The sequence below is a fragment of the Rubrobacter calidifluminis genome, assembly GCF_028617075.1.
Lineage (GTDB): Bacteria > Actinomycetota > Rubrobacteria > Rubrobacterales > Rubrobacteraceae > Rubrobacter_E > Rubrobacter_E calidifluminis.
Genome location: NZ_JAQKGV010000005.1, coordinates 112,609 through 133,024, shown reverse-complemented (window position 1 = coordinate 133,024; position 20,416 = coordinate 112,609). Strand labels below are relative to the sequence as shown.

General features: G+C 66.1%; 17 protein-coding genes and 1 pseudogene. 11 read left to right on the top strand and 7 right to left on the bottom strand.

What is annotated here, in order from left to right:
• Positions 1 to 53 precede the first annotated feature (53 nt).
• Complete coding sequence (locus PJB24_RS05835; RefSeq protein WP_273843664.1) at positions 54 to 497, top strand: SRPBCC family protein; 444 nt, start codon at positions 54 to 56, stop codon at positions 495 to 497.
• 4 nt (positions 498 to 501) lie between these two features.
• On the opposite strand, the gene PJB24_RS05830 is transcribed toward PJB24_RS05835, so the two are convergent.
• Both PJB24_RS05830 and PJB24_RS05825 read right to left on the bottom strand, forming a co-directional pair.
• Positions 502 to 2,115 (bottom strand): L-lactate permease, encoded by a 1,614-nt coding sequence (locus PJB24_RS05830; protein WP_273843662.1) that lies wholly within the window; start codon positions 2,113 to 2,115, stop codon positions 502 to 504.
• A 100-nt stretch (positions 2,116 to 2,215) separates the two neighbouring features.
• Positions 2,216 to 3,337 (bottom strand): baeRF10 domain-containing protein, encoded by a 1,122-nt coding sequence (locus PJB24_RS05825; protein ID WP_273843660.1) that lies wholly within the window; start codon positions 3,335 to 3,337, stop codon positions 2,216 to 2,218.
• A 178-nt stretch (positions 3,338 to 3,515) separates the two neighbouring features.
• On the opposite strand from PJB24_RS05825, the pseudogene PJB24_RS05820 reads away from it, so the two are divergent.
• Both PJB24_RS05820 and PJB24_RS05815 read left to right on the top strand, forming a co-directional pair.
• Positions 3,516 to 3,776, top strand: a pseudogene (locus PJB24_RS05820) (glutathione S-transferase family protein); the annotation flags it as partial.
• A complete protein-coding gene (locus PJB24_RS05815) occupies positions 3,753 to 4,067 on the top strand; it encodes a glutathione S-transferase family protein (RefSeq protein ID WP_273843815.1) in 315 nt (104 codons plus the stop codon). The pseudogene PJB24_RS05820 and the gene PJB24_RS05815, both read left to right, overlap by 24 nt.
• A 285-nt stretch (positions 4,068 to 4,352) precedes the next feature.
• Here the strand turns inward: PJB24_RS05815 and solA are convergent, their stop codons facing one another.
• Both solA and PJB24_RS05805 read right to left on the bottom strand, forming a co-directional pair.
• Positions 4,353 to 5,468, bottom strand: a complete 1,116-nt coding sequence (solA, locus tag PJB24_RS05810) for an N-methyl-L-tryptophan oxidase (protein ID WP_273843658.1) — start codon at positions 5,466 to 5,468, stop codon at positions 4,353 to 4,355.
• Positions 5,465 to 7,069, bottom strand: coding sequence for an aldehyde dehydrogenase family protein (locus PJB24_RS05805; protein WP_273843657.1), 1,605 nt, complete (start codon positions 7,067 to 7,069; stop codon positions 5,465 to 5,467). Before PJB24_RS05805 ends, solA begins: the two co-directional genes overlap by 4 nt.
• Before the next feature lie 232 nt (positions 7,070 to 7,301).
• On the opposite strand from PJB24_RS05805, the gene PJB24_RS05800 reads away from it, so the two are divergent.
• From PJB24_RS05800 to PJB24_RS05785, 4 genes are all read left to right on the top strand, one after another.
• Entirely contained in the window at positions 7,302 to 8,678 is a 1,377-nt protein-coding gene (locus tag PJB24_RS05800; RefSeq protein ID WP_420541897.1) for an amino acid permease, read from the top strand.
• 17 nt (positions 8,679 to 8,695) lie between these two features.
• Positions 8,696 to 9,625 carry a proline dehydrogenase family protein gene (locus PJB24_RS05795; RefSeq protein ID WP_273843655.1) on the top strand — a complete coding sequence of 310 codons (930 nt, stop codon included), beginning with the start codon at positions 8,696 to 8,698 and terminating at the stop codon, positions 9,623 to 9,625.
• 15 nt (positions 9,626 to 9,640) lie between these two features.
• Entirely contained in the window at positions 9,641 to 11,191 is a 1,551-nt protein-coding gene (gene pruA, locus PJB24_RS05790) for an L-glutamate gamma-semialdehyde dehydrogenase (protein WP_273843654.1), read from the top strand.
• 83 nt (positions 11,192 to 11,274) lie between these two features.
• Positions 11,275 to 11,883 carry a GntR family transcriptional regulator gene (locus PJB24_RS05785; protein ID WP_273843652.1) on the top strand — a complete coding sequence of 203 codons (609 nt, stop codon included), beginning with the start codon at positions 11,275 to 11,277 and terminating at the stop codon, positions 11,881 to 11,883.
• A 1-nt stretch (position 11,884) separates the two neighbouring features.
• Here PJB24_RS05785 and PJB24_RS05780 read toward each other — a convergent pair whose 3' ends face one another.
• The 3 genes from PJB24_RS05780 to PJB24_RS05770 all read right to left on the bottom strand — a co-directional run bounded on the left by PJB24_RS05780 (position 11,885) and on the right by PJB24_RS05770 (position 13,453).
• On the bottom strand, positions 11,885 to 12,406 hold the full coding sequence (locus tag PJB24_RS05780) for a cyclic nucleotide-binding domain-containing protein (RefSeq protein WP_273843651.1): 522 nt from the start codon (positions 12,404 to 12,406) through the stop codon (positions 11,885 to 11,887).
• 7 nt (positions 12,407 to 12,413) lie between these two features.
• Positions 12,414 to 12,938 (bottom strand): cyclic nucleotide-binding domain-containing protein, encoded by a 525-nt coding sequence (locus PJB24_RS05775; RefSeq protein ID WP_273843650.1) that lies wholly within the window; start codon positions 12,936 to 12,938, stop codon positions 12,414 to 12,416.
• A 116-nt stretch (positions 12,939 to 13,054) separates the two neighbouring features.
• Positions 13,055 to 13,453 carry a septal ring lytic transglycosylase RlpA family protein gene (locus PJB24_RS05770; protein ID WP_273843649.1) on the bottom strand — a complete coding sequence of 133 codons (399 nt, stop codon included), beginning with the start codon at positions 13,451 to 13,453 and terminating at the stop codon, positions 13,055 to 13,057.
• A gap of 206 nt (positions 13,454 to 13,659) precedes the next feature.
• Between PJB24_RS05770 and PJB24_RS05765 the strand changes: the two genes are divergently transcribed.
• From PJB24_RS05765 to PJB24_RS05750, 4 genes are all read left to right on the top strand, one after another.
• Complete coding sequence (locus PJB24_RS05765; RefSeq protein ID WP_420541896.1) at positions 13,660 to 15,486, top strand: S9 family peptidase; 1,827 nt, start codon at positions 13,660 to 13,662, stop codon at positions 15,484 to 15,486.
• Positions 15,487 to 16,356, top strand: a complete 870-nt coding sequence (locus PJB24_RS05760; RefSeq protein ID WP_273843647.1) for a DMT family transporter — start codon at positions 15,487 to 15,489, stop codon at positions 16,354 to 16,356.
• Positions 16,357 to 16,424: 68 nt separating this feature from the next.
• Positions 16,425 to 18,983: a glucosidase family protein gene (locus tag PJB24_RS05755; RefSeq protein WP_273843646.1), complete on the top strand. Its 2,559-nt coding sequence runs from the start codon at positions 16,425 to 16,427 to the stop codon at positions 18,981 to 18,983.
• 36 nt (positions 18,984 to 19,019) lie between these two features.
• Positions 19,020 to 20,372, top strand: coding sequence for a TrpB-like pyridoxal phosphate-dependent enzyme (locus PJB24_RS05750; RefSeq protein WP_273843645.1), 1,353 nt, complete (start codon positions 19,020 to 19,022; stop codon positions 20,370 to 20,372).
• Positions 20,373 to 20,416: the final 44 nt, after the last annotated feature.

Below are 20,416 nucleotides of genomic sequence, written 5' to 3'. Positions count from 1 at the left end.
TATAAGATCCTGGACCGGTCATGGAAGATAGCTTCAAGAGGAGGTGCTCCCCAGTGGCGCACGTGAAGGCTACCGCCGAGAGGACGGTCTCCGCAGGACAGCAGAGGGTCTACGAGTTCATCTCGGACTTCCAGGAGAAGCGCCCCCACATACTCACCGAAAACTTCTCGGAATACGCCGTCGAGGAAGGGGGGAGGGGCGCCGGAACGGTGGTGCGCTACCGGCTGCGGGCCGGGCGCGAGCGACCGTTCCGGATGCGTGTAGAGGAACCGGACCCGGGGAGTACGCTGAGAGAGAGCGACGAGGGTTCCTCTTTCGTGACCACCTGGCGTCTCTCCTCGCAGGGTGAGGACAGGACCCGGGTCCGGGTCGTCGTGGAATGGGACGGGGCGCGGGGAGTGGCCGGCATCTTCGAGCGGATCTTCGCCCCGGCAGGGATAAGGCGCGTCTACGAGGGGGTGCTGGAGAGGCTGGATGAGGTCGTGAGGGAAGGGTAGCCCCTCACAGCCTCATCACGCCCGGCAGCACGAAGTAGTAGAAGAGCCCGACTACGATCAGATACCCCAGGAGTATGAGGGTCCAGCCCATGTTGTGCCGGATCACCTCGCCCTCGTTGCGGACGAAGCGGCTCGTGGAGACGCCCACGCTCGCAGTCTGCGGGGCGACGGGTTTTCCGACCTCGGCTCCGACCGAGCCGAGGGAAGGGGCGAGGAGGACAGGGAAGCCCAGGAGCTTTCCGGCCGTGGCCTGCACCGCGCCGAACATTGTATTCGTCGAGGTGTTCGAGCCAGAAAGCGCGACCCCGATCCAGCCGAGTATCGGGGCGAGGACTATGAACGCCGGCCCGATGCGCGAGAACCCGTAGGCCAGGGACGGCGCCATGCCGGAGTAGATGAACACGTAGGCGAGCCCGAAGATGAATATGCCCACCAGCAGGGCGCCCCACATCTGCGAGAAGGTGCGCGAGAAGACCTGTCTCAGGTCGGCGGCGCTGGGCCGGAGTACCGCGAGCATTATGATCCAGGAGACGAGTATCGCCGTGCCGCCTACGAACGGGGCGAAGTTGAATGCCGAGGAGACGGCTTCGTGCGTTATGGCGGATCTGGCCTGCACCTCGACGGAGAAGAGGCTTACTCCCGGAAGCGGCGACCAGGGACCGGTCCACAGCACGACGACCAGGAGCAGTATGATGAACGGTGCGAAAGTCCTCGCGAGCTCCCCACCGCTGAGGGCGGGGGCCCGGGAGGCCTCGCTGTAGGCGGCGTTCTCCTCGACCGGCGTCCCGCCGAATCCCAGCACCGTGCGGGGTCGCCAGACCTTGAGCAGGCCGAGAAGGGCGGCGAAGCAGACGATCGAGCCGATGATGTCCGGCAGGTAAGGACCGAGGTACTGCGAGGTGGGATACTGCCCGGCGATGTAGGCGAGCGAGCCCACGATCGCGAGCGGCCAGCCGTCCCTGAGGCCGCGTCTGCCGGTGACCAGGTAGATCAGGACCCACGGCGGCAGGAGAGCCAGGAGCGCGACGATCTTGCCGATCGAGGCGGAGAGCGCAAGAAGCGGCAGCCCGGTCACCGTAGAGAGCGCGATGATCGGCACCCCGAGGGCCCCGAAGGAGACCGGGGCGTTGTTTGCTATCGCGGCGACGCGTATGGCGTCGAGGTCACGGATCCCGAGCGTGATGAGAATGGGGGCGACGAGGGCCCAGGGGTACCCGAAGCCCACGAGCCCTTCCAGCAGGGCCCCGAACGCCCAGGCCAGGAGCAGCGTCTGCACCCGCACGTCGGCCGTGGCCTGCTGGATGAGCCATCCCTGCAGCTTCTCGAAGGAGCCGGTCACGACGAGGGTGTTGAAGATCACGACTCCCCAGAACGTGATCCAGTCGACGGACCAGACGCCCGTGGCGGCTCCGTAGGCGTAGGCGTGCAGCGCGCTGCCCACCGGCGCCTGCCAGACGACCACGGCGATTATGAACGTCACCACCGAGGCAATTATCACCGAGAGCCAGGCCGTAACCCTGAAGACGGCTAGCAGGAGCAACAGAACCACCAGCGGTACCAGCGCCAGAGCGACCGTGGCCCCGAGGTTGCCCGTAGGGTTGAGTATCTGCTGGAACACCCCCCATACCTCCCCTTGTCCCACCCAGAAACGTACGAACGTTTATGCAGGTAGCATAAAGGAGAGGCAAACCACGGTCAATCTCGCCGCCGGGGGACTCTCAGAAACGGGTGAGCCCGGCGATCCCCTCGAACTCCTCCCGCAGCAGGGTCGTATTCTGGTTCTCGCCGCGCAGAAGGTCTAGTTGGGCTCCCCGTTTTCGGCCGAGGGCCACGAGGGCGTCTCTCGTGGGCCGCATGCGGGTCTTCCGGCCGCAGAAGGGGCACTCCTCGCTGGTGATGTCCTGGATGGCGAGCGAGTCGTCGTCGCACCAGCGGACCTCACCCTCGATATCCCAGAGTGCGATCAGGTGATAGATCCTGTTCTGCTCCTGCAGGGCATCCAGCACCTCATCCAGGCCCCACACACCGTTTTCCCGGACTTCTTCGAGCAGTTCCTTGTCGTGCTCGAAGACGGCCTGTTTTCTGAGATCTTCGAGGAGTTCGATCAGCTCTCCTTCAGGGGCTCCGAGGTCTACGTGCCCCTCGGCGAGGATTCTGTCCTGAATCTCGCCGGGCATCGCCTCGCGGAAGCCCGAGCGTACCTCTTGAGGGCCGGCCAGGATCAAACGCCGCACCCCCTCGCGGAAGGTGACGTCTCGGGCGAGCTCGCCCATCTCCTTGTAGTAGCGGTGCGCCAGCTCCTGCTGCGTGCGACCCGCCGGGTCAGCGTCTCTCGAGCCGTGGCTCCTGGGGTAGGGTTCGCTGGGCCTTATATCCAGCTCCAGGAAGCCGTTGCCCTTCACGGACCGTTCCGCCTCCGGCGTGGCGAGTGGTGAGACTACAAAGAATCGGAACCTCTCCGCGTCGAGGACCACCGCGCCGTAAGGTTCGTACTCGTCGAGCGCGAGCACCAGCGGAGAGACGTCGGGCTCTCCCCAGCGGAAAGACTCTGGCAGGTCGACCTGCAGCCGGTAGACCTCGAAGGACCCGTCCGCGTCCCCGAAGATCGCGAGCGTCCTCGCTCGGGGGTGCGTCTTCTCCTCGAGGGAGGCCCCGATCCTCTCCCGCAACTCTTCAGGGGCGCCCAGGTCGTCCATGGCGTCTCTCAGCCGGACCAGGTAGGCCCTCCCCTGGTTCTCGGGGGCCTCGGCGTTCACGTTCAGGTAGGCGGAGAGGAGCGGCCCCCTCCTCTCGAGGAGGGAGTCTATTATCCGTGCGAGGTTTCTCCGGTTCCCGGCCAATTTCTCTCTCCTCCTGAAGTGGTACGAACAGCGATGGGAAGATTCCATTCCCACGGGCGGGTGGGGGTAAACTTGGGGCAGCCCGTATACTGGGGTGAACATTTCGAAGGCGATATTTCAGGAGGTGTAGAGGTTGGAGATCCGACTGTACAACACCCAGGCCTGACCCTACGCCCGGCGGACCAGGATGGTCCTGCACGAGAAGGGCGTGGATTTCGAGACGCGCGAGGTGGACCTCGCGAACAAGAGCAGGGAGTTTCTGGAGGCGAGCCCCACGGGGAAGGTTCCCGTGATCGTCGTGAACGGCGAGTCGCTCTACGAGTCCAACGTGATAAACCAGTACCTCGACGAAATCTTCCCAGATTCCCCGCTCATGCCCGGGGACCCGAAGGCGAGGGCGCAAGCCAGGATCTGGATGGCCTTCGCCGACGCGAAGTTCTTCCCGGCGGTCTTCCTGGCCGCCTCCGGACGACGGAGGGGCCTCCCGGAGGAGCGCATCGCGGAAGGGATGCGGAGGCTGAAGGATCATCTCTCGGAGCTGGAGGCGCGCCTGGAGGGACGGGAATATCTGGCGGGATCCTTCTCGCTGGCGGACATCGCCTATGCTGGTAACTTCGTCCGTCTGCGGGAGCTTGAGGAGAGCGGGGAGCTATCCCTGGAAGGATGGCCGCGGGTGTTCTCCTGGATCGGGCGTATTGAGGCGCGGGAGAATTACAGAAAGGCCCTCTGAGCTCGCAACCTGGAGAGGGTCTGGAGCGTATCAGGGGTGTTGGATAGGCCGGTTCCCCCTACCTGCCGCCTGGCCGGCCTATCTCCTTCTTTTCGTCCCGTACGCCTCAGTTGGCGAGGCGGGCGTCGCAGGATGCCAGTGGCGCATCTCCTCTCTTCTGCCCGACCTCTGCTTCCCCTACTCCTGGGAGCCTGCCCGTCAGCGTGACGTTGTCGTCCTGCATGCGTGCTCCTTCGTTCCGCCACAACATACACCGCCGGGGGACGAGGAGGGGGTGAAAAGGCGTCAGGCTTGAGGCTGGAGCCGGGCGGGGGAGAAGGGTTTTATGGGATGACCCGTCCTGCCTTCGGTCACCAGGTCGGCTACGACCTCCCCGATAACCCCGCAGAACTTGTAGCCGTGCCCGGAGAAACCGCAGGCGAGGATGATCCGTGGATGGCGCGGGTGGGGCCCCACCACGAAGTGAAGATCCGGGCTGTTGGTGTACATGCACACGGAGCTCTCTACGAGGGCTCCTGCGAGGGCGGGGGCGTACTTCCTCAGATATCCCTTTATCGCCTCCACGTCCTCTTCCTGCACCCGGCGGTCCAGCGTCTCCGGGGTTGTCCTTTTGCCTCCGTGATGCAGCGCCGCCTTGATCCTCTCCGGACCCTCCGGGATGCAGTAGAAGATGCGTCCGTCATCGGCCTCCCACATGATGACCGGCAGCCCGTCGCAGGAGGCCGAAAACCACACCATCACCTGCCGCTCGACATACAGCGAACCACCCAGCTCACCGAGAAGCTGTGGAGCCCAGGGTCCGGGGGCGAGCACGAGATGGGAGGCACCGTAGGAACCCCGGCTGGTTTCGACGAGCACGCCGCCATCCCTCTCTTCCCAGGAGAGGAGGCGTTCTTCGAAACGGAGCTCGGCTCCGAGGGATCCGGCGAGTTGCAGATGGGCCTTCACCCCCTCCTCGGGCACGATGAAGCCGGCCCGCTCCTCGTAGAGAGCTAACGTGTCGGGAGGGGGATCGAGAGACGGGAAGCGCCGTCGGATCTCCTGTGCGTCGAGCACTTCGTGGGGCAGGTCGTGCTCGGTGGCGCTGCGCAGGCTGCCGCGGAAGAGTTCGCTCTCCGAAGAACCGACCATCAGGGCCCCGGTCCGGGAGAGGAGCTTGCGCGCGCTCCTCTCCTCGAGCTCCTCCCACAGCTCCCATGCCCGCAGCAAGAGCGGCACGTACTCGGGGGATTCGTAATAGGCGAGGCGGATGATGCGCGAGCGACCGTGGCTCGAGCCCCGCTCGTGGGCCGGGGAGTATTGCTCGACGCCGAGCACGCGCAGCCCGCGCGATGCCAGGTGGAAGGCGACGGCGCTTCCCATCGCCCCCAGACCCACGACGATGACGTCTTGGGAGGTCAAACGCCATCCTCCTCAGGATCGAGGCGGAAATTCTCGTCCGCGGGGAGCTCGATGAGATCCATCTGTGCTTTCTGCAGCCTGCCGGAGTAGTCCCAGTTCATCGACTGCCAGCGGGTGAACTGGTCGAGCACCCAGATCCCGGAGAGGCGGCTGCCGTTGCCACTCTTGCCGTTGCCGCCGAAGGGCAGGTGCGCCTCGGCCCCGCTGGTCGAGTTGTTGATGCTGAGCATCCCCGCCGAGATGCGCTCGCGGAAACGCAGGGCCTCTCTGGCGTTCTCGGTGTAGATGGACGCCGACAGCCCGTAGCCGTGGCCGTTCGCGAGCTCCACTGCCTCGTCGAAGGTCGAGAACTTCGCGACCCCGACGATCGGGCCGAAGGTCTCCGTCCTGTAGAGCTCGTCCTCGGGAGTGATGCCGTCGACTATGGTCGGGTGGCAGTAGAGGCCCGCCTCCGGGTCGCCGACAAAGTTCTCGCGCGGGTTTTCCTTCGTGATCCTGCCGGTCCCGGTCGAGCCGTGCAGGCTGTGGTGGTCTCTCGTGAGCTCCAGCCAGCCCAGGAAACGCTCGTAGAAGCGCTCGCTGAGCATCGGGCCGTAGAGCACGTCCTGCATCGGATCCCCTATCCTGGCCTCCCCGACGGCCTCCGCAAGGCGCCTCAAGAACTCGTCGTGCACCGACTCGTGGACGATGGCTGTCCCGAGCGAGGTGCACCGCTGCCCGGCGGTACCGAAACCCGAGAAGAGCGCACCCTCGACGGCGAGGTCGAGCCGGGCGTCGGGCATGACGACGAGCGGGTTCTTCCCTCCGAGCTCGAGGCAGGGGGTCTGCAGGTGACGCCCGGCGAGCTCGCCGATCCTCCTGCCGACCTCCGTGGAGCCGGTGAAGCCGATCTTGTCGACGAGCCCCTCCTCGAGCGCCCGCTCGAGACCCTCGAAGGCGATCGCCCCCTCGGCCTGCACGACGTTGAGGACCCCGTCCGGCAGGCCGCCGTGGGTGAAGATCTCGTAGAAGGCGTCGGCGGTCGCCGGGGAGTACTCGGCGGGCTTCCAGACGACCGCGTTGCCGCACAGAAGCGCCGGGACGATGTACCAGGAGGGGACGGCGACCGGGAAGTTGCCGGCGGTGATGATCGCCGCGACCCCGACCGGCACCCGGAAGGTGAACAGCTGCTTGTCCGGCATCTCCGAGGGAACGGTCTGCCCGTAGAGCCGCCTGCCCTCGCTGGTGAAGAAGTCGCAGGTGTCTATTATCTCCTGCACCTCTCCGAGCGCCTCGGCGTAGGGCTTGCCGATCTCACGGGTCACCAGACGTGCCAGCGCCTCCTTGTTGGCCATCATAAGATCCCCGATCCGACGTATCACCCGCGAGCGCACCGGGACCGGCACCTCAGCCCACCCGCTCTGCGCCTCCCTCGCCGCCCGGCACGCCGCGACGAACGTGCCCGCTTCCCCGAGCGAAACCTCCGCGACCACCTCATCAAGATGCGCCGGGTTGGTAGAGCGCAGATGCCCGCCGGGCGATCCCTCGACCCTGCTTCCTCCAACCCGCGACGCTACCCGGCGAACCGGACGTGAGACCAGACCTCGCGTCTCTTCTCCCATTCCCTCTCCTCCGGCTTTCGCTAAACGATCTTTCACCCGCAGCACGTACCGATACAGCCGCACCGCTCTGGAATCAAGATGAAAGTATACTTTATACTGACTGTCCGGATAAGGGGCTGCAGCGGGAGGGTTACGACCGGGTTGGGTTCGAGAAAGGAGGAGTCTTTTGGCACAGAGCACGGGTACCAGAACGGGTCGGGAAGAGGCTCCCGAGCTGCGGAAGCAGCTCAGGATGCGGCACATGACGATGATCTCGCTTGGCGGGGTCATCGGGGCCGGGCTCTTCGTGGGCAGCGGGGCGGTCATAAGCACGGTGGGGCCGGCGGCGTTCATCTCCTATGCGATAGCGGGTTTGATCATCGTGATGGTGATGAGGATGCTCGGGGAGATGGCGGTCGCCTCGCCGCAGATAGGTTCGTTCGCGGAGTATGCCAGGATCTCTCTAGGGGACTGGGCAGGTTTTGCGGTCGGGTGGCTCTACTGGTATTTCTGGGTCATCGTACTCGCGGTGGAAGCGCAGGCGGGTGCTTTGATCATCCAGGGGCTCTTCGACCTCTCCTCGCAGTACCAGTGGCTGATCTCGCTGGTGCTGATGCTGCTTCTGACCGGCACCAACCTGTTCTCGGTCGGCTCCTACGGCGAGTTCGAGTTCTGGTTCGCCTCGATCAAGGTCGCCGCGATAATAGGGTTCATCGCGCTCGGGGCGCTGTATGTACTCGGGCTCTGGCCCGGGGCGGGTCTCGACTTTTCCAACCTGACGGCCCACGGAGGGTTCCTTCCCCACGGCGCGCTCGTGATGTTCGCCGGGGTTACTACCCTGATCTTCTCGTTCGTCGGCGCCGAGATAGTAACGCTGGCTGCGGCCGAGTCGCGGGAGCCCGAGCGCAGCGTGGCGCGGGCGACGAACTCGGTCATCTGGCGGGTCATGCTCTTCTACGTGCTCTCGATCTTCCTGATCGTGACCATAGTGCCGTGGAACGACCCGGCGCTCGAGCCCAGGGGACAGACCCGCGGGCCGTTCGTGGCGGCGCTCGAGCAGATCAACTTCCCCGGCGCCGCCACGATAATGAGCGTCGTCGTGCTGGTCGCGGTACTCTCCTGCCTGAACTCCGGCCTCTACACCTGCTCGAGGATGCTCAACGCCATCGCCCGGCGTGGGGACGCCCCGAAGGCTTTCCTGCGGGTCAACGGACGCGGCGTGCCGGTGTGGTCGATACTCATAAGCACGGCGGTCGGGTACCTCTCGGTCATCGCGGCCTTCTACGCTCCGAACGCCGTTTTCACATTCCTGCTCAACACCTCCGGGGCGGTCGCGCTCTTCGTTTACCTCCTCATCGCCATCTCCGAGCTCAGGCTCAGGCGGCGCATAGAGCGGGAGAATCCCGAGAGGCTCGCCATAAAGATGTGGCTCTACCCCTACCTGACCTGGCTCACCATAGGCGTCTTCGTCGTGGTCATCGTCGCCGTGGGCATCAACGCCGACACCCGCTCGCAACTCCTCCTGACCCTGCTCAGCATAGGTGTCGTGCTGGTCGCCTACGCGCTCACGTGGTATTTCGGTAAGAGAAACCGGGAGGCCGGCCCATCGCGAGCGCCGGTGGACCGCTAGAGAACGGGGGAGGTGAGGTGGGGCTCTTCGACAGGGTGATGGCCGGTGCGGTTCCGGTGATACCGCGTCCCATCGTGCGCAGGGTCTCAAGCCGCTACATCGCCGGGACCCGCCTGGAAGATGCCGTGGGCGTCATAAGGGCGCTCAACTCCGAGGGGTGCGTGGCGACGGTGGACGTGCTCGGCGAGAGCACGACCGACAAGGCCCAGGCCTCCGCCACGCTCGCGGAGTACAAACGCGTGGTCGACACCCTGGAGAGAAACGGCCTCGAGAGCGGCATCTCGGTCAAGCTCACCGCCCTCGGGCTCGCGCTCGACGAGGAGCTCTGCCGGGCGAACCTGGAAGAGCTCGTGGAGTACGCCGGAGAGCGGGGCCGCTTCGTGCGGGTGGACATGGAGGACTCGCCCTACACCGAGAAGACGATCCGGATGGTGCTCGACACCCACGCCCGGCATGAGAACGTGGGGGCCGTAATCCAGGCGTACATGCGGCGCAGCATAGACGACGTGCAGCGCCTGGTTGAGGCCGGCGTCTCGGTCCGGCTGTGCAAGGGCATCTACGACGAGCCGCGCGAGATCGCCTACAAGGACTACGACACCGTGCGTCAGAACTACGTGTTTTTGCTCGAGGAGCTGCTGCGCGGCGGCTGCTACGTCGGGGTGGCCACCCACGACGAGTACCTGGTCTGGCACGCGCTGCGCCTCGTCCACCAGCTCGGGGTTTCGAAGGACCGCTACGAGTTCCAGATGCTCCTCGGTGTGGACGAGGAGCTCAGGCGCATACTCGTCCGGGACGGTCACAAGGTGCGCGTCTACGTGCCCTACGGCGAGCAGTGGTACGAGTACTCCACCCGGCGCCTCAAGGAGAACCCGAAGATAGCGGGGTACGTCACGTTGGACGTACTTCAGAGTGTGGGCGGTGCATTGAAGAGGGCCGCCGGACACTGAGACAGGAGGAGAGACATGGGACTTCCGCCCTTCAGAAACGAGCCTTACCTCGACTGGAACGACCAGGAGAACGTAAAGAGGGTGCGCGCCGCGCTCGAGAAGGTGGGAGGAGAGCTCGGCAGGAGCTATCCTCTGATCATCGGGGGTAAGGAGGTAGAGACCGAGGGTGAGATCGTCTCGGTAAACCCCGCGCGACCGCAGCAGGTCGTGGGCCGCGTGGCCCGGGCGACCGAGCGGGAGGCCAGCCTAGCGCTCGATGCCGCGACGCGGGCCTTCTCGGACTGGAGCCGCACCGCTCCGGAGGCCAGGGCGCGCATCCTGCTGCGCGCCGCCGCCATCATGCGCCGCAGGAAGGCGGAGATGATCGCCTGGGAGGTCTACGAGGGCGGGAAGCCGTGGCCCGAGGCCGACGCCCAGGTCTCGGAGGCCATAGACTTCCTCGAGTACTACGCCCGCGAGATGCTGCGCCTGAAGGACGGGGCGGAGGTGCACTCGGTCGCTGGTGAAGAGAGCCGCTACTTCTACCAGCCGATGGGGGTGGGGGTCATCATCGCCCCGTGGAACTTCCCGACGGCGATCCTCACCGGGATGTCCTCGGCGGCCATCGTCACCGGCAACACCATCGTCATGAAGCCCTCCGAGTTCACCAGCGTGATCGGGGCGAAGGTCGCAGAGATCTTCTTCGAAGCCGGGCTGCCCGAGGGGGTGCTCAACTTCTGCGCCGGGTACGGCTCCGAGATAGGCGACTACCTGGTCTCCGACCCCAGGACCCGCTTCATCTCGTTCACCGGCTCGATGCGGACGGGCCTCAGGATCAACGAGCTCGCCGCGAAACCCAACGGGCAGAAGTGGATAAAGCGCGTGATCGCCGAGATGGGCGGCAAGGACGCGATGATAATCGACGACTCCGCCGACCTCGAGGCCGCGTCCTCGGACATCGTGAGGAGCGCCTACGGGTACGCGGGTCAGAAGTGCTCGGCCGCGAGCCGCGCCATAGTCCACGCCGACGTCTACGACGAGGTCCTGCGGAGGGTCGTCGAGAAGGCTCGGGCGCTCCGCGTCGGTGCTCCCGAGGGACCCGAGGTCTTCGTCGGGCCGCTGATCAGCGAGCCGCAGTTCGAGAAGGTCTCGGGCTACATCGAGGTCGGACGGGAGGAGGGCGAGCGGGTCCTGGGTGAGGACCCCGGCGACCCGAAGGACGGCTACTTCGTGACGCCGACGGTCTACGCCGGCGTGGACCCCAAAGCGAGGATAGCGCAGGAGGAGATCTTCGGCCCCGTCCTCGCGTTCATAAAGGCCCGCGACTTCGAGGACGCCCTGGCGATAGCCAACGACTCCCCCTACGGGCTCACCGGAGGCCTCTACTCGAACGACCGGGAGCACCTGGAGAGGGCCCGGCACGAGTTCCACGTCGGCAACCTCTACTTCAACCGGCACATCACCGGCGCCCTGGTCGGCGTGCAACCCTTCGGCGGCTTCGGGCTCTCGGGAACCGACTCGAAGGCCGGCGGCCCGGACTACCTGCAGCAGCACATGCTTCCCAAGACCGTCGTGGAGAGGTTCTAGAGCGCCGGGAGGGCGCCTGGAGAGGATGCACTCTGGAAGATCTCGCTGGAAGAGCGGGCAGGGGATACCGCACGGCGCAGGACATGGTCGCCGCCGGGCTGCGCGACGCCATACTCAGCGGCGTGCTTGCGGGTGGTACACCTTTGCGGCAGGAGGAGATCGCCCGCCGCTTCGGGGTCAGCAAGATTCCGGTGCGCGAGGCGCTCAGGCAGCTGGAGGGCGAGGGGCTCGTCTCCTTCTACCCGCACCGCGGCGCGGTCGTCTCCCGACTCTCGCGGCTCGAGGTCGAGGAGATAACCGAGATCCGGGAGATGCTCGAGCCCGTGGCGCTGGGGAAGGCCTTCCCCAGGCTGGGGGAGGAGGAGTTCGCCCGCGCGGAGGACATCCTGCGCCAGATAGACGAGGAAGAAGATCTCATCTCACGCTGGGGGGAGCTGAACTGGCGCTTTCACGCCACGCTCTTCGCCCCGGCCGGAAGGCCGCGGCTCATGGAGATCATCCGGATGCAGCACGTGGCCTTCGAGCGCTACATCAGGATGCACCTGGCTCTTTCGGACTACGAGAAGCCCCAGCGGGAGCACTACGAGCTGCTCGAACTCTGCCGACGGGGTGATGAGGAGGCCGCGCTCGCCCTCCTCGCCCGCCACGTCCGGGAGACCGGGGATCTGTTGCTGGAATCTATAAAAGAGTAGCTCAGGAGCCCCACTCCTGCATCATGGTGTCCCGGAAGATCTCCGGGCCCTGGGTTTCGCCGCCCTCCTCCAGCCTGGTCACGAGCTGCGCGATGGTATCGTCGGTCTTCGCCATGCGCTCGGCGAGAAGCCGCCCCAGCTCGTAGACTACCTTGAGGGCGGCGAGCGAGCCTTCCTCGACGAGCCCGACGAAGGCCTCGCGCGGGATCTCGTACCCTCGTGTCCTGGTTCGCGCCCGCACGAGAGCCGTGGACCGCACTCCTCCGGCGAGGAGCCCCACCTCACCCACCACGGTCGGGGCCTTGAGGACGGCGAGCTGGCGGGTGCTGCCCGGAAGGATCTTCTTGCGCACCTCGACGGTTCCGGAGGCGAGCACGTAGAGCGCCCGGCAAGGCTCCCCTTCTCGTATCAGGGTGCTTCCGGGCCCGAACTCGACCGGGCGCGCTATCCTCCGGATCTGTTCCAGCTCTCCCGGCTCGAGCCTCGTGAACGGCTCCAGTGTCTCCAGCAGGGTCTCACTCATTTGTCACTCACGCGGACCATTCGGTCATCAACCTGTCGCGGAACGCTTCGAGGTCCACGTCTCCTCCACCTTCGAGCTCGCGCGCCGTGTGCGCGACCTCTTCGTCTAGCCGTGACAGGCGCCGGGCCAGCGTGCGCGCAACTTCGTAGGAGAGCTTGTAGGCGGCCGGATTCCCGCCGGAGATCATCCGCCGGAACTTCGCGCGCGGTATCCTTATCGCCTCCACCTTCGTCCGGGCCCGTACGGTCGCGGTAGCCGCGTTCTCCGCCAGCAGTCCGACCTCCCCGACGACGGCCCGTTCCCTGCCAGCATCGATGCTCGCGAGCACCCTGGGCCTGCTCCCCGGCACCCGCTTGAGAACCTCCACCTCACCCGAGAGCAGAACGAAGAGGTTCTCGTGGGGCCTGCCCTCCTGGATCAGGACATCCCCCGCTGGATAGACCACCTCCTCGCAGACGCGTGCGAACTCCTCGAGCTCCTTGGGCTCGAGGGGACTAAAAAGTGGCGTCTTTTCGAGCTCTCGCAGGATCATCCCGGCACTAATCCTAATACATGGGAGGCCGACCTGGGTAATGGGACACAAAAATCGGGGCCTCCGGAGAGGCCCCGATCTCACCCGTGCCGTTCTCGCGGCGCTTCCAGATCGGCTTAGTAGTAGCCGTAGCCGTAGTAGTACGGGCTGTAGTAACCGCTGCCGCTGCCGACGATCGTCGCGTCAACGGTGCCTACGCCGTAGAGCCCGATGGCCTGGGCGGCGGCGTAGGAGAGGTCGAGCTGCCTGCCCGCCACGTACGGCCCCCGGTCGTTGACCGTGACCACCACGCACCCATCGTAGCAGACCCTGAGCTTGGTGCCGAACGGCAGGTACGGGGAGGCGGCGGTGTAGTCGTACATGTTGAACGGCTGACCGCTCGCCGTGAGCGCGCCCTGGAAGCCAGGGCCGTACCAGCTGGCCACCAGAGGCTCGGCCTGCGCGTCCTTCTGGACGAACGCTACCGATAGCGCCAGAACACCGGCAACAAACAGCATCTTGAGTAAAGACTTCAAGGAAGCCCCCTCCAGATTTGCCTTCACAACAACAACGGTGCGAGAGAATAACAGAAAGCCGCCCCCGCGCAAGCTGCCCCCGGGAGTGTTCGTGAAAAACCTCACAGTCATCTTGAAACTAAAATCTCCAAAGATGCATGTTGAGAGGATGTTATTCTGGAAACATTCGGTGCGAAAGCCGCGCTTTTGCTGCGGTTTTCATGAGGATGTATGCTTTGTGTCCGGCTACGGGCGTACTGGAGGAGGAAGTCGTGGCTGGAAAGTTTCCCGAATATTCGTTTTCGAGATATTTGAAGACAAGAAGTTCCTACGGTGCGTCCTGGGCGCCGGACGGGCGCTCGCTCTCTTTCCTGACCGAAGTCACGGGGGTGCCGCAGCTCTGGGAGGTCGGGGTCGAGGGCGGCTGGCCGGAGCAGCGGACGTTCTTCGAGGAACGGGTCGTGCGGGCTGAGTACTCGCCGGTGGACGGGCACATCGTGTTCGAGATGGACGCCGGGGGGAACGAGCGGATGCAGCTCTTCGTGCTCGAGGGTGGGGAGGAGAGGGATCTGACGCGGATGCCGCAGGCGATCCACAACTTCGGGGGGTTCTCTCCGGACGGGAGTTGCATCGCCTACACCGCGACCCGGCGCAACGGCACCGACTTCGACGTCTACGTGCAGCGCCTCGACGGGGAGCCGGAGATGGTCTGGGAGGTCTCCGGGTACCACGGAGTCGCCGGCTTCTCGCCCGATGGCGGGGTGCTCCTCGTCTCGCGACATCACTCCAACGTTGACGGCGACCTCTACCTGCTGGATCCCGGCGACGGCAAAGCGCGCCTTCTCACCCCGCACGAGGGCGAGGCCCGGTTCGTCTCGCCCGTCTTCTCGGCCGACGGTCGGTCCATATATCTGGCCACCGACCTCGGGGCGGAGTTTTTGAGGCTTGCCAGGTTGGATCTCGAGACGCTCGACCTCGAGTATCTCACCCCGGACGAGTGGGACGTGGAGGAGGTCGAGGTTGCGAGGGATGGCCGCTACGTCGCCGCGGTGCGCAACGTCGGGGGCTACTCGGAGCTCTTGCTGTTCGACGGGGAGGGCGAAAGGATGAAGGGCCCCGCCCTTCCCGGGGGTATCTTCGGGGGGCTCGCCTTCTCACCGGGCTCCGGCCACCTCGCCCTCACCCTCACCGGTCCGGACCGCACCCCCGACGTGTGGGTCGCCGAGCTCCCCGACGGCGAGGTGCGGCGCGTCACACGCTCATCCCTCGCCGGGATACCGCGCGGGAGCTTCGTTAGGCCCCGGCTCGTGCGCTACCCGACCTTCGACGGGCGTGAGATCCCGGCCTTCTTCTACGAGCCGAAAGAGGATGGAGTCCCGGTCGTCGTCAACGTCCACGGCGGCCCCGAGTCGCAGGCGCGCCCCGCCTTCGCGCCCGTGACCCAGTACTTCGTGCACCGCGGGTACGCGGTCTTCGCACCCAACGTCCGCGGCTCGACCGGCTACGGCAAATCCTACACCCGGCTCGACGACGTGGAGAGGCGGATGGATTCGGTCGCCGACCTCGCGCACGCTGCGTACTGGCTCAGGGAGAACGGTCACGAGAGGATAGCCGTGATGGGCGGCTCTTACGGCGGGTTCATGGTCCTCGCCGCGCTGACGGAATATCCGGAGCTTTGGGACGCAGGGGTGGACATCGTCGGGATCGCCAACCTCGTCACCTTTCTGGAGAACACCGGCAGCTACCGCCGGGCGCTCAGGGAGCGGGAGTACGGCTCCCTCGAGCGTGACCGCGACTTCCTGGAGTCCATAAGCCCCATACACAAGGCCGGCAGGATAAGAGCCCCGCTCATGGTGATCCACGGCAGGAACGATCCCCGCGTGCCGGTGGGGGAGGCCGAGCAGATAGCGGCGAGGGTGAAAGAGAACGGCGGGGTGGTCGAGTGCCTCCTCTACGAGGACGAGGGGCACGGGCTCGCCAAACTCAAGAACCGCCTCGACGCCTACCCCAGGATAGCCTCCTTTCTCGACCGTTACCTCATGGCTGATGGATAGATGACCATCCTCGCTCTGGTTCTCGTCGTCTGCTCGGGGCTCATTCACGCCACCTGGAACCTTCTGGCCAAGCGCTCCGGAGAGGACGGTGTGCCCTTCGTCTGGCTCTATAGCGTGCTTTCCACCCTAATCTACACCCCGGTAGCCGCCATCTTCGTGCTGCGCGGAGCAGGGGGCGACGTGGAAAAGATCGGAGCCCTGTTCATGATCGGAACCGGCATCCTGCACGCCGCCTACTTCCTCTGCCTGCAGAGAGGCTACGGGAGCGGGGACCTCTCGGTCGTCTACCCCCTCGCGCGCGGCACGGGACCCCTGCTCTCGAGCTTCGCCGCGACGATCGTCTTCGGAGAACGCCTCGGGCCCCTCGGCGTGGGCGGGGTCTTCGCGATAACGGCCGGTGTGTTCCTGCTGGCGCGTGAGCCGGGTGTAGGGAGAGGTGGAAAGAGCGGGCGTGCGGGCGTCGTCTACGGAATTCTCACCGGCATCCTCATCGCCGCCTACACTTTGTGGGACAAGTACGCCGTGAGCGACCTCGCGCTTGCCCCCCTGCTCTATTACTGGGCGTCCCTGTTCGTGGAGAGCGCCCTGCTCACCCCGCTCGCCCTGCGTGAGAGACAGGAGGTCGGTCGCACCTGGCGCGAGCACCGGGCGGAGGCCATCGGTGTGGCGGTCCTCTCCCCGCTCGCTTATCTCCTGGTGCTCACGGCGATGGTCTTCACGCCGGTCAGCAGGATCGCGCCGGTGCGGGAGGTTGGGATCCTCATCGGAACGGTGATGGGGGGGAGGCTCCTGTCCGAGGGAGGGGTGGAGAGGCGTCTTTTCGCCGCCGGGCTTATGGTCGGTGGGATAATCGTGCTCGCCTTCGGATGACGCTTGATCCCTTCCCCGGAGGGCTGTATGCTCCGGTGTGGGAAAGGAGTCGGGAAGAGGGGGCGAGGATGCGGGTGGCGGTTCGTCGCTGGTCTGTTGTGGTGATTTTGCTCTTTGCTCTCTGCTCCGCGCTTCCCGCTGCGGCCCGAACCACCCATCACACGAGCTCCCCCACGCTCTCGGTAGATAGCAGGCTCGAGGACCGGCGCTACGTCGTGGCCGGGGACAGGGCCTACGTCGTCGGTACCGAGGACGGGCTCTTCCCGGCGATGGGCTTCCACACCCGCGGTGAGATGGGCGGCATCTGGAGCCCCCCGATAAAGCTCCTCGACGGCATCTGGTTCGGCATCGACGGTCGCTGGCTCGGTCCCGCACGGGAGTTCACCAGCGGCTACGGCTACGTGAAGATGAGATTCCCCGGGCGTGACGGGCTCGGCATCACCCGCACCGACTTCGTACCCGACGGCCACCGGACGGCCCTCTTCGGGCTCAGGCTGAAGAACACGGGCTCTGCCCGCAGGGTGTCCATCGAGGTAGACGCCCACTCCGAGCTGATGAGCGCCTACCCCTGGGGTGAGACCAGACCCTCCCAGAAGACCTTCAACCTCCGCGATTCCGCCTCCTACCGGGATGGACGCCTCGTCTTCCGCGAGAAGGGGAGACCGCCGGCAAAGAACGCCGCCCCGCACGACTGGGCCGCCGTCGTGGGCTCCACGCTCAAGCCTACCGGACACGCAACCGGGCACAACTTCCGCGGGCCGCAAGACCCGCCGGTCGTCTGCCCGGCCTCCCCCGCGAGCGCTCCGGCCCGCTGCGACGACACCGCCTACGGCAGGGGCGCGGGCGGGGAGCTCCGCTACGAGGTGAAGCTTTCCGCGAACTCCACCAGGACCGTCTGGTTCGCCGTGACCGGCTCCCAGTCGGGGCCGAAAGAAGCGCTGCGGGTGCAGCGGCGGGTGCTCGCAGACCCGCAGGGCGAGCTGCGCGAGAAAGTCTCCCGACGTCTCGCGCTGGCCTCGCGGACGAGGGTCAGCATTCCCGGCGACCGGACGCTGCAGAAGAGCGTGGGCTGGAGCAAGCAGAACCTCGCCGACCTTACCCAGGAGGCCAGGAACCTCGAGGTTCGGCGCACCCACACCGGCCAGGAGTACCCGCCGCCCGCCGGGAGGGTCAAGAAGATACGATTTGTCGGCGCGGGGTTCCCGGACTACCCCTGGCTGTTCGCCACCGACGGCGAGTACACCGCCTTTCCGCTCGTCGCCGCCGGGCAGTTCTCCACCGCCGAGGATCATCTGCGGGCGCTCGAGGCGGTCAGCGAGATCGCCAACCGCGGCAGCGGCAAGGTGGTTCACGAGACCGTCACCGACGGGTCGGTCTACTTCGGGCTCAACTCCGACGACGGGGACATAGACGAGACCGCCAAGTTCCCAAGCGCGGTCGCCCTGGTGTGGCGCTGGACCGGGGGCAACCGCTTCCGCGACGAGATGTACCCGTTCGTCAGGAAGAACCTACGCTACATCTTCCGCCGGCAGGACAGGGACGGCGACCTCTGGCCCGAGGGGGCGGGCAACGTCGAGGCTTCGGGGCTCGGGCAGGAGAAGCTCGACGTCGCCGTCTACACCCTCCGTGGGCTCTACGACCTCGCCGACATGGCGAGGAGCAAGGGGGATGAGAAGACCGTCCGATGGGCGCTCGCAAAGGCGAGTTCGATGCGCAGCCGCTTCGAGAAGGCGTGGTGGATGGCGAACATCCCGCAGTACGCCGACTCGCTCAGGGACCCCGGCAACAAGAAACTCGAGCAGCGGTGGTGGATCGGGGTCACCCCGATGGAGGCCGAGCTCTACCCCGGTGGAAGACCACTGTACGGGCTCGCCACCCCGTCTCACGCCCGGAAGGCACTCGGGCTGCGCCAGGAGCACTGCTACACGGGCCGCTTCGGACTCTACGTCCAGGGCTACTCCGGTTGCGACCCGGCCCCGCCGCCCGCCACCCCGAACCGCCAGACCTTCACGCTCAACACCGCGATCATGGCCGTCGGCGAGGGGAACTATGGCAGGCTCGGAGAGCAGCGTCGCTACACCGACGACAACGCGGCCCTGCAGCTCATCCCCGACGAGCAGCCCGGCGCGATGCCCGAGATAGCCCCCTCCCCGGACTACGGGCGTTCCATCGACGAGCCTTTCAACGAGCGCGCGCAGGTCATGCAGGCGTGGGGCACCTACGGGACCATCTGGCCCGTCGTCCACCAGCAGCTCGGCGTGATCCCCGACATGGGAAGGGAACGCCTCGCGGTCATCCCGCAGCTCCCGCCCGGGCAGCACAGGATCTCCGGGAAGAACATAAAGCTGGGGCGCGGTTCGATCTCCGTTGCGGCCACCGCCGGAGGCGGGACCTACCGCACCGTCGTCAGGCCGCGTGTCCACCTCAAGCACCTCACGCTCGGTTACGTGGTCCCTCGGGGGAGGCGCGTCTTCCTCGTCACCCTGGACGGCAGGCCCATCTACTACCGGGTGTACCAGACCCACCGCGGCAGGGAGATCCTGGTCCGGGCCCGCACCAGCGGCCGGCAGGCTCTCGCGGTGCATACCCTCCCGCGCAGGTTTGACAGCCCCTCTGGGCACGGCTAAGCTCAGCCGGACCGGACGTACGACGGAGGTGGTGGGATGGAGCAGACGAAGTTTCTCCTCGACGAGCGGGAGCTGCCGGAGAGCTGGTACAACCTGGTCGCGGACCTGCCGTTCGCGCTGGATCCGCCGCTCGACCCTGCGACCCGGAAGCCGGTGGGGCCGGAGGCGCTCGCGGCGATCTTCCCGGAGGAGATAATCCGCCAGGAGGTCTCCACCGAGAGATACATCCCGATCCCGGAGGAGGTGCGTGAGATCTACAGCCTCTGGCGCCCGACGCCGATGTTCCGGGCGCGACGGCTCGAGCGGTATCTGGACACCCCGGCGCACATCTACTACAAGTACGAGGGGGTGAGCGCGCCCGGCAGCCACAAGCCGAACACCGCCGTCCCACAGGCCTATTACAACCGCGAGGCGGGCGTAAAACGCCTGACCACCGAGACCGGGGCGGGGCAGTGGGGCTCGTCTCTGGCCTTCGCCTGCCGGCTGATGGGGATGGAGTGCACCGTCTACATGGTGCGCGTCTCCTACGAGCAGAAACCCTACCGCCGCGTCATGATGCAGACCTACGGGGCGGAGGTGTACCCGAGCCCGAGCGAGAAGACCGGGGCCGGACGCCGGGTCCTGCAGGAGGACCCGCAGACAACCGGGTCTTTGGGAATCGCGATCTCCGAGGCCGTCGAGGATGCGGCGTCGAGCGAGGACGCCAACTACTCTTTGGGGAGCGTCCTGAACCACGTGCTTCTGCACCAGACGGTCAACGGCCAGGAGGCCATGAAGCAGATGGAGATGGCCGGGGAGTGGCCGGACGTCGTGATCGGGTGCGCGGGGGGCGGCTCGAACTTCGGCGGGTTCGCGTTCCCGTTCCTGCGCGAGAACCTGGTCAACGGCAAGAAGACCCGCTTCATCGCCGTCGAGCCCTCCTCCTGCCCGACGCTGACCAAGGGCAGATTCACCTACGACTTCGGGGATGAGGCGGGGATGACCCCGATGCTCAAGATGTACACCCTGGGCCACGACTTCGTCCCCGCCGGGATCCACGCCGGCGGGCTGCGCTACCACGGCGACTCTCCCATACTCAGCGCGCTGGTGCACGAGGGGCTCGTCGAGGCCCGTGCCTACCCGCAGAACCCGACGTTCGAGGCCGGGGTGACCTTCGCCCGGGTCGAGGGGATACTCCCCGCCCCGGAGGTCAACCACGCGATAAAGGCCGCCATAGACGAGGCGCTCGCGGCGAAAGAGGCGGGCGAGGAGCGGGTGATCGCGTTCAACCTCTGCGGACACGGGCACTTCGACCTCGGGGCGTACGAGCGCTATCTCGCCGGGGAACTCGTCGATCTGGAGTACTCCGAGGAGGAGATCGAGCAGGCCGTCGCGCGCATACCGGGCTGAGGAGTGTGCTATACCCTCTTTTGCCTGTTTCTTTTGACGGAGGG

Coding starts and splice junctions, on each gene's coding strand:
- PJB24_RS05815 (WP_273843815.1), top strand. CDS start 3,753: ATGGCCTTCGCCGACGCGAAGTTCTTCCCGGCGGTCTTCCTGGCCGCC.
- PJB24_RS05805 (WP_273843657.1), bottom strand. CDS start 7,069: ATGGGAGAAGAGACGCGAGGTCTGGTCTCACGTCCGGTTCGCCGGGTA.
- PJB24_RS05800 (WP_420541897.1), top strand. CDS start 7,302: ATGCGGCACATGACGATGATCTCGCTTGGCGGGGTCATCGGGGCCGGG.
- pruA (WP_273843654.1), top strand. CDS start 9,641: ATGGGACTTCCGCCCTTCAGAAACGAGCCTTACCTCGACTGGAACGAC.
- PJB24_RS05785 (WP_273843652.1), top strand. CDS start 11,275: ATGGTCGCCGCCGGGCTGCGCGACGCCATACTCAGCGGCGTGCTTGCG.
- PJB24_RS05780 (WP_273843651.1), bottom strand. CDS start 12,406: ATGAGTGAGACCCTGCTGGAGACACTGGAGCCGTTCACGAGGCTCGAG.
- PJB24_RS05775 (WP_273843650.1), bottom strand. CDS start 12,938: ATGATCCTGCGAGAGCTCGAAAAGACGCCACTTTTTAGTCCCCTCGAG.
- PJB24_RS05765 (WP_420541896.1), top strand. CDS start 13,660: ATGTATGCTTTGTGTCCGGCTACGGGCGTACTGGAGGAGGAAGTCGTG.
- PJB24_RS05760 (WP_273843647.1), top strand. CDS start 15,487: ATGACCATCCTCGCTCTGGTTCTCGTCGTCTGCTCGGGGCTCATTCAC.
- PJB24_RS05755 (WP_273843646.1), top strand. CDS start 16,425: ATGCGGGTGGCGGTTCGTCGCTGGTCTGTTGTGGTGATTTTGCTCTTT.
- PJB24_RS05750 (WP_273843645.1), top strand. CDS start 19,020: ATGGAGCAGACGAAGTTTCTCCTCGACGAGCGGGAGCTGCCGGAGAGC.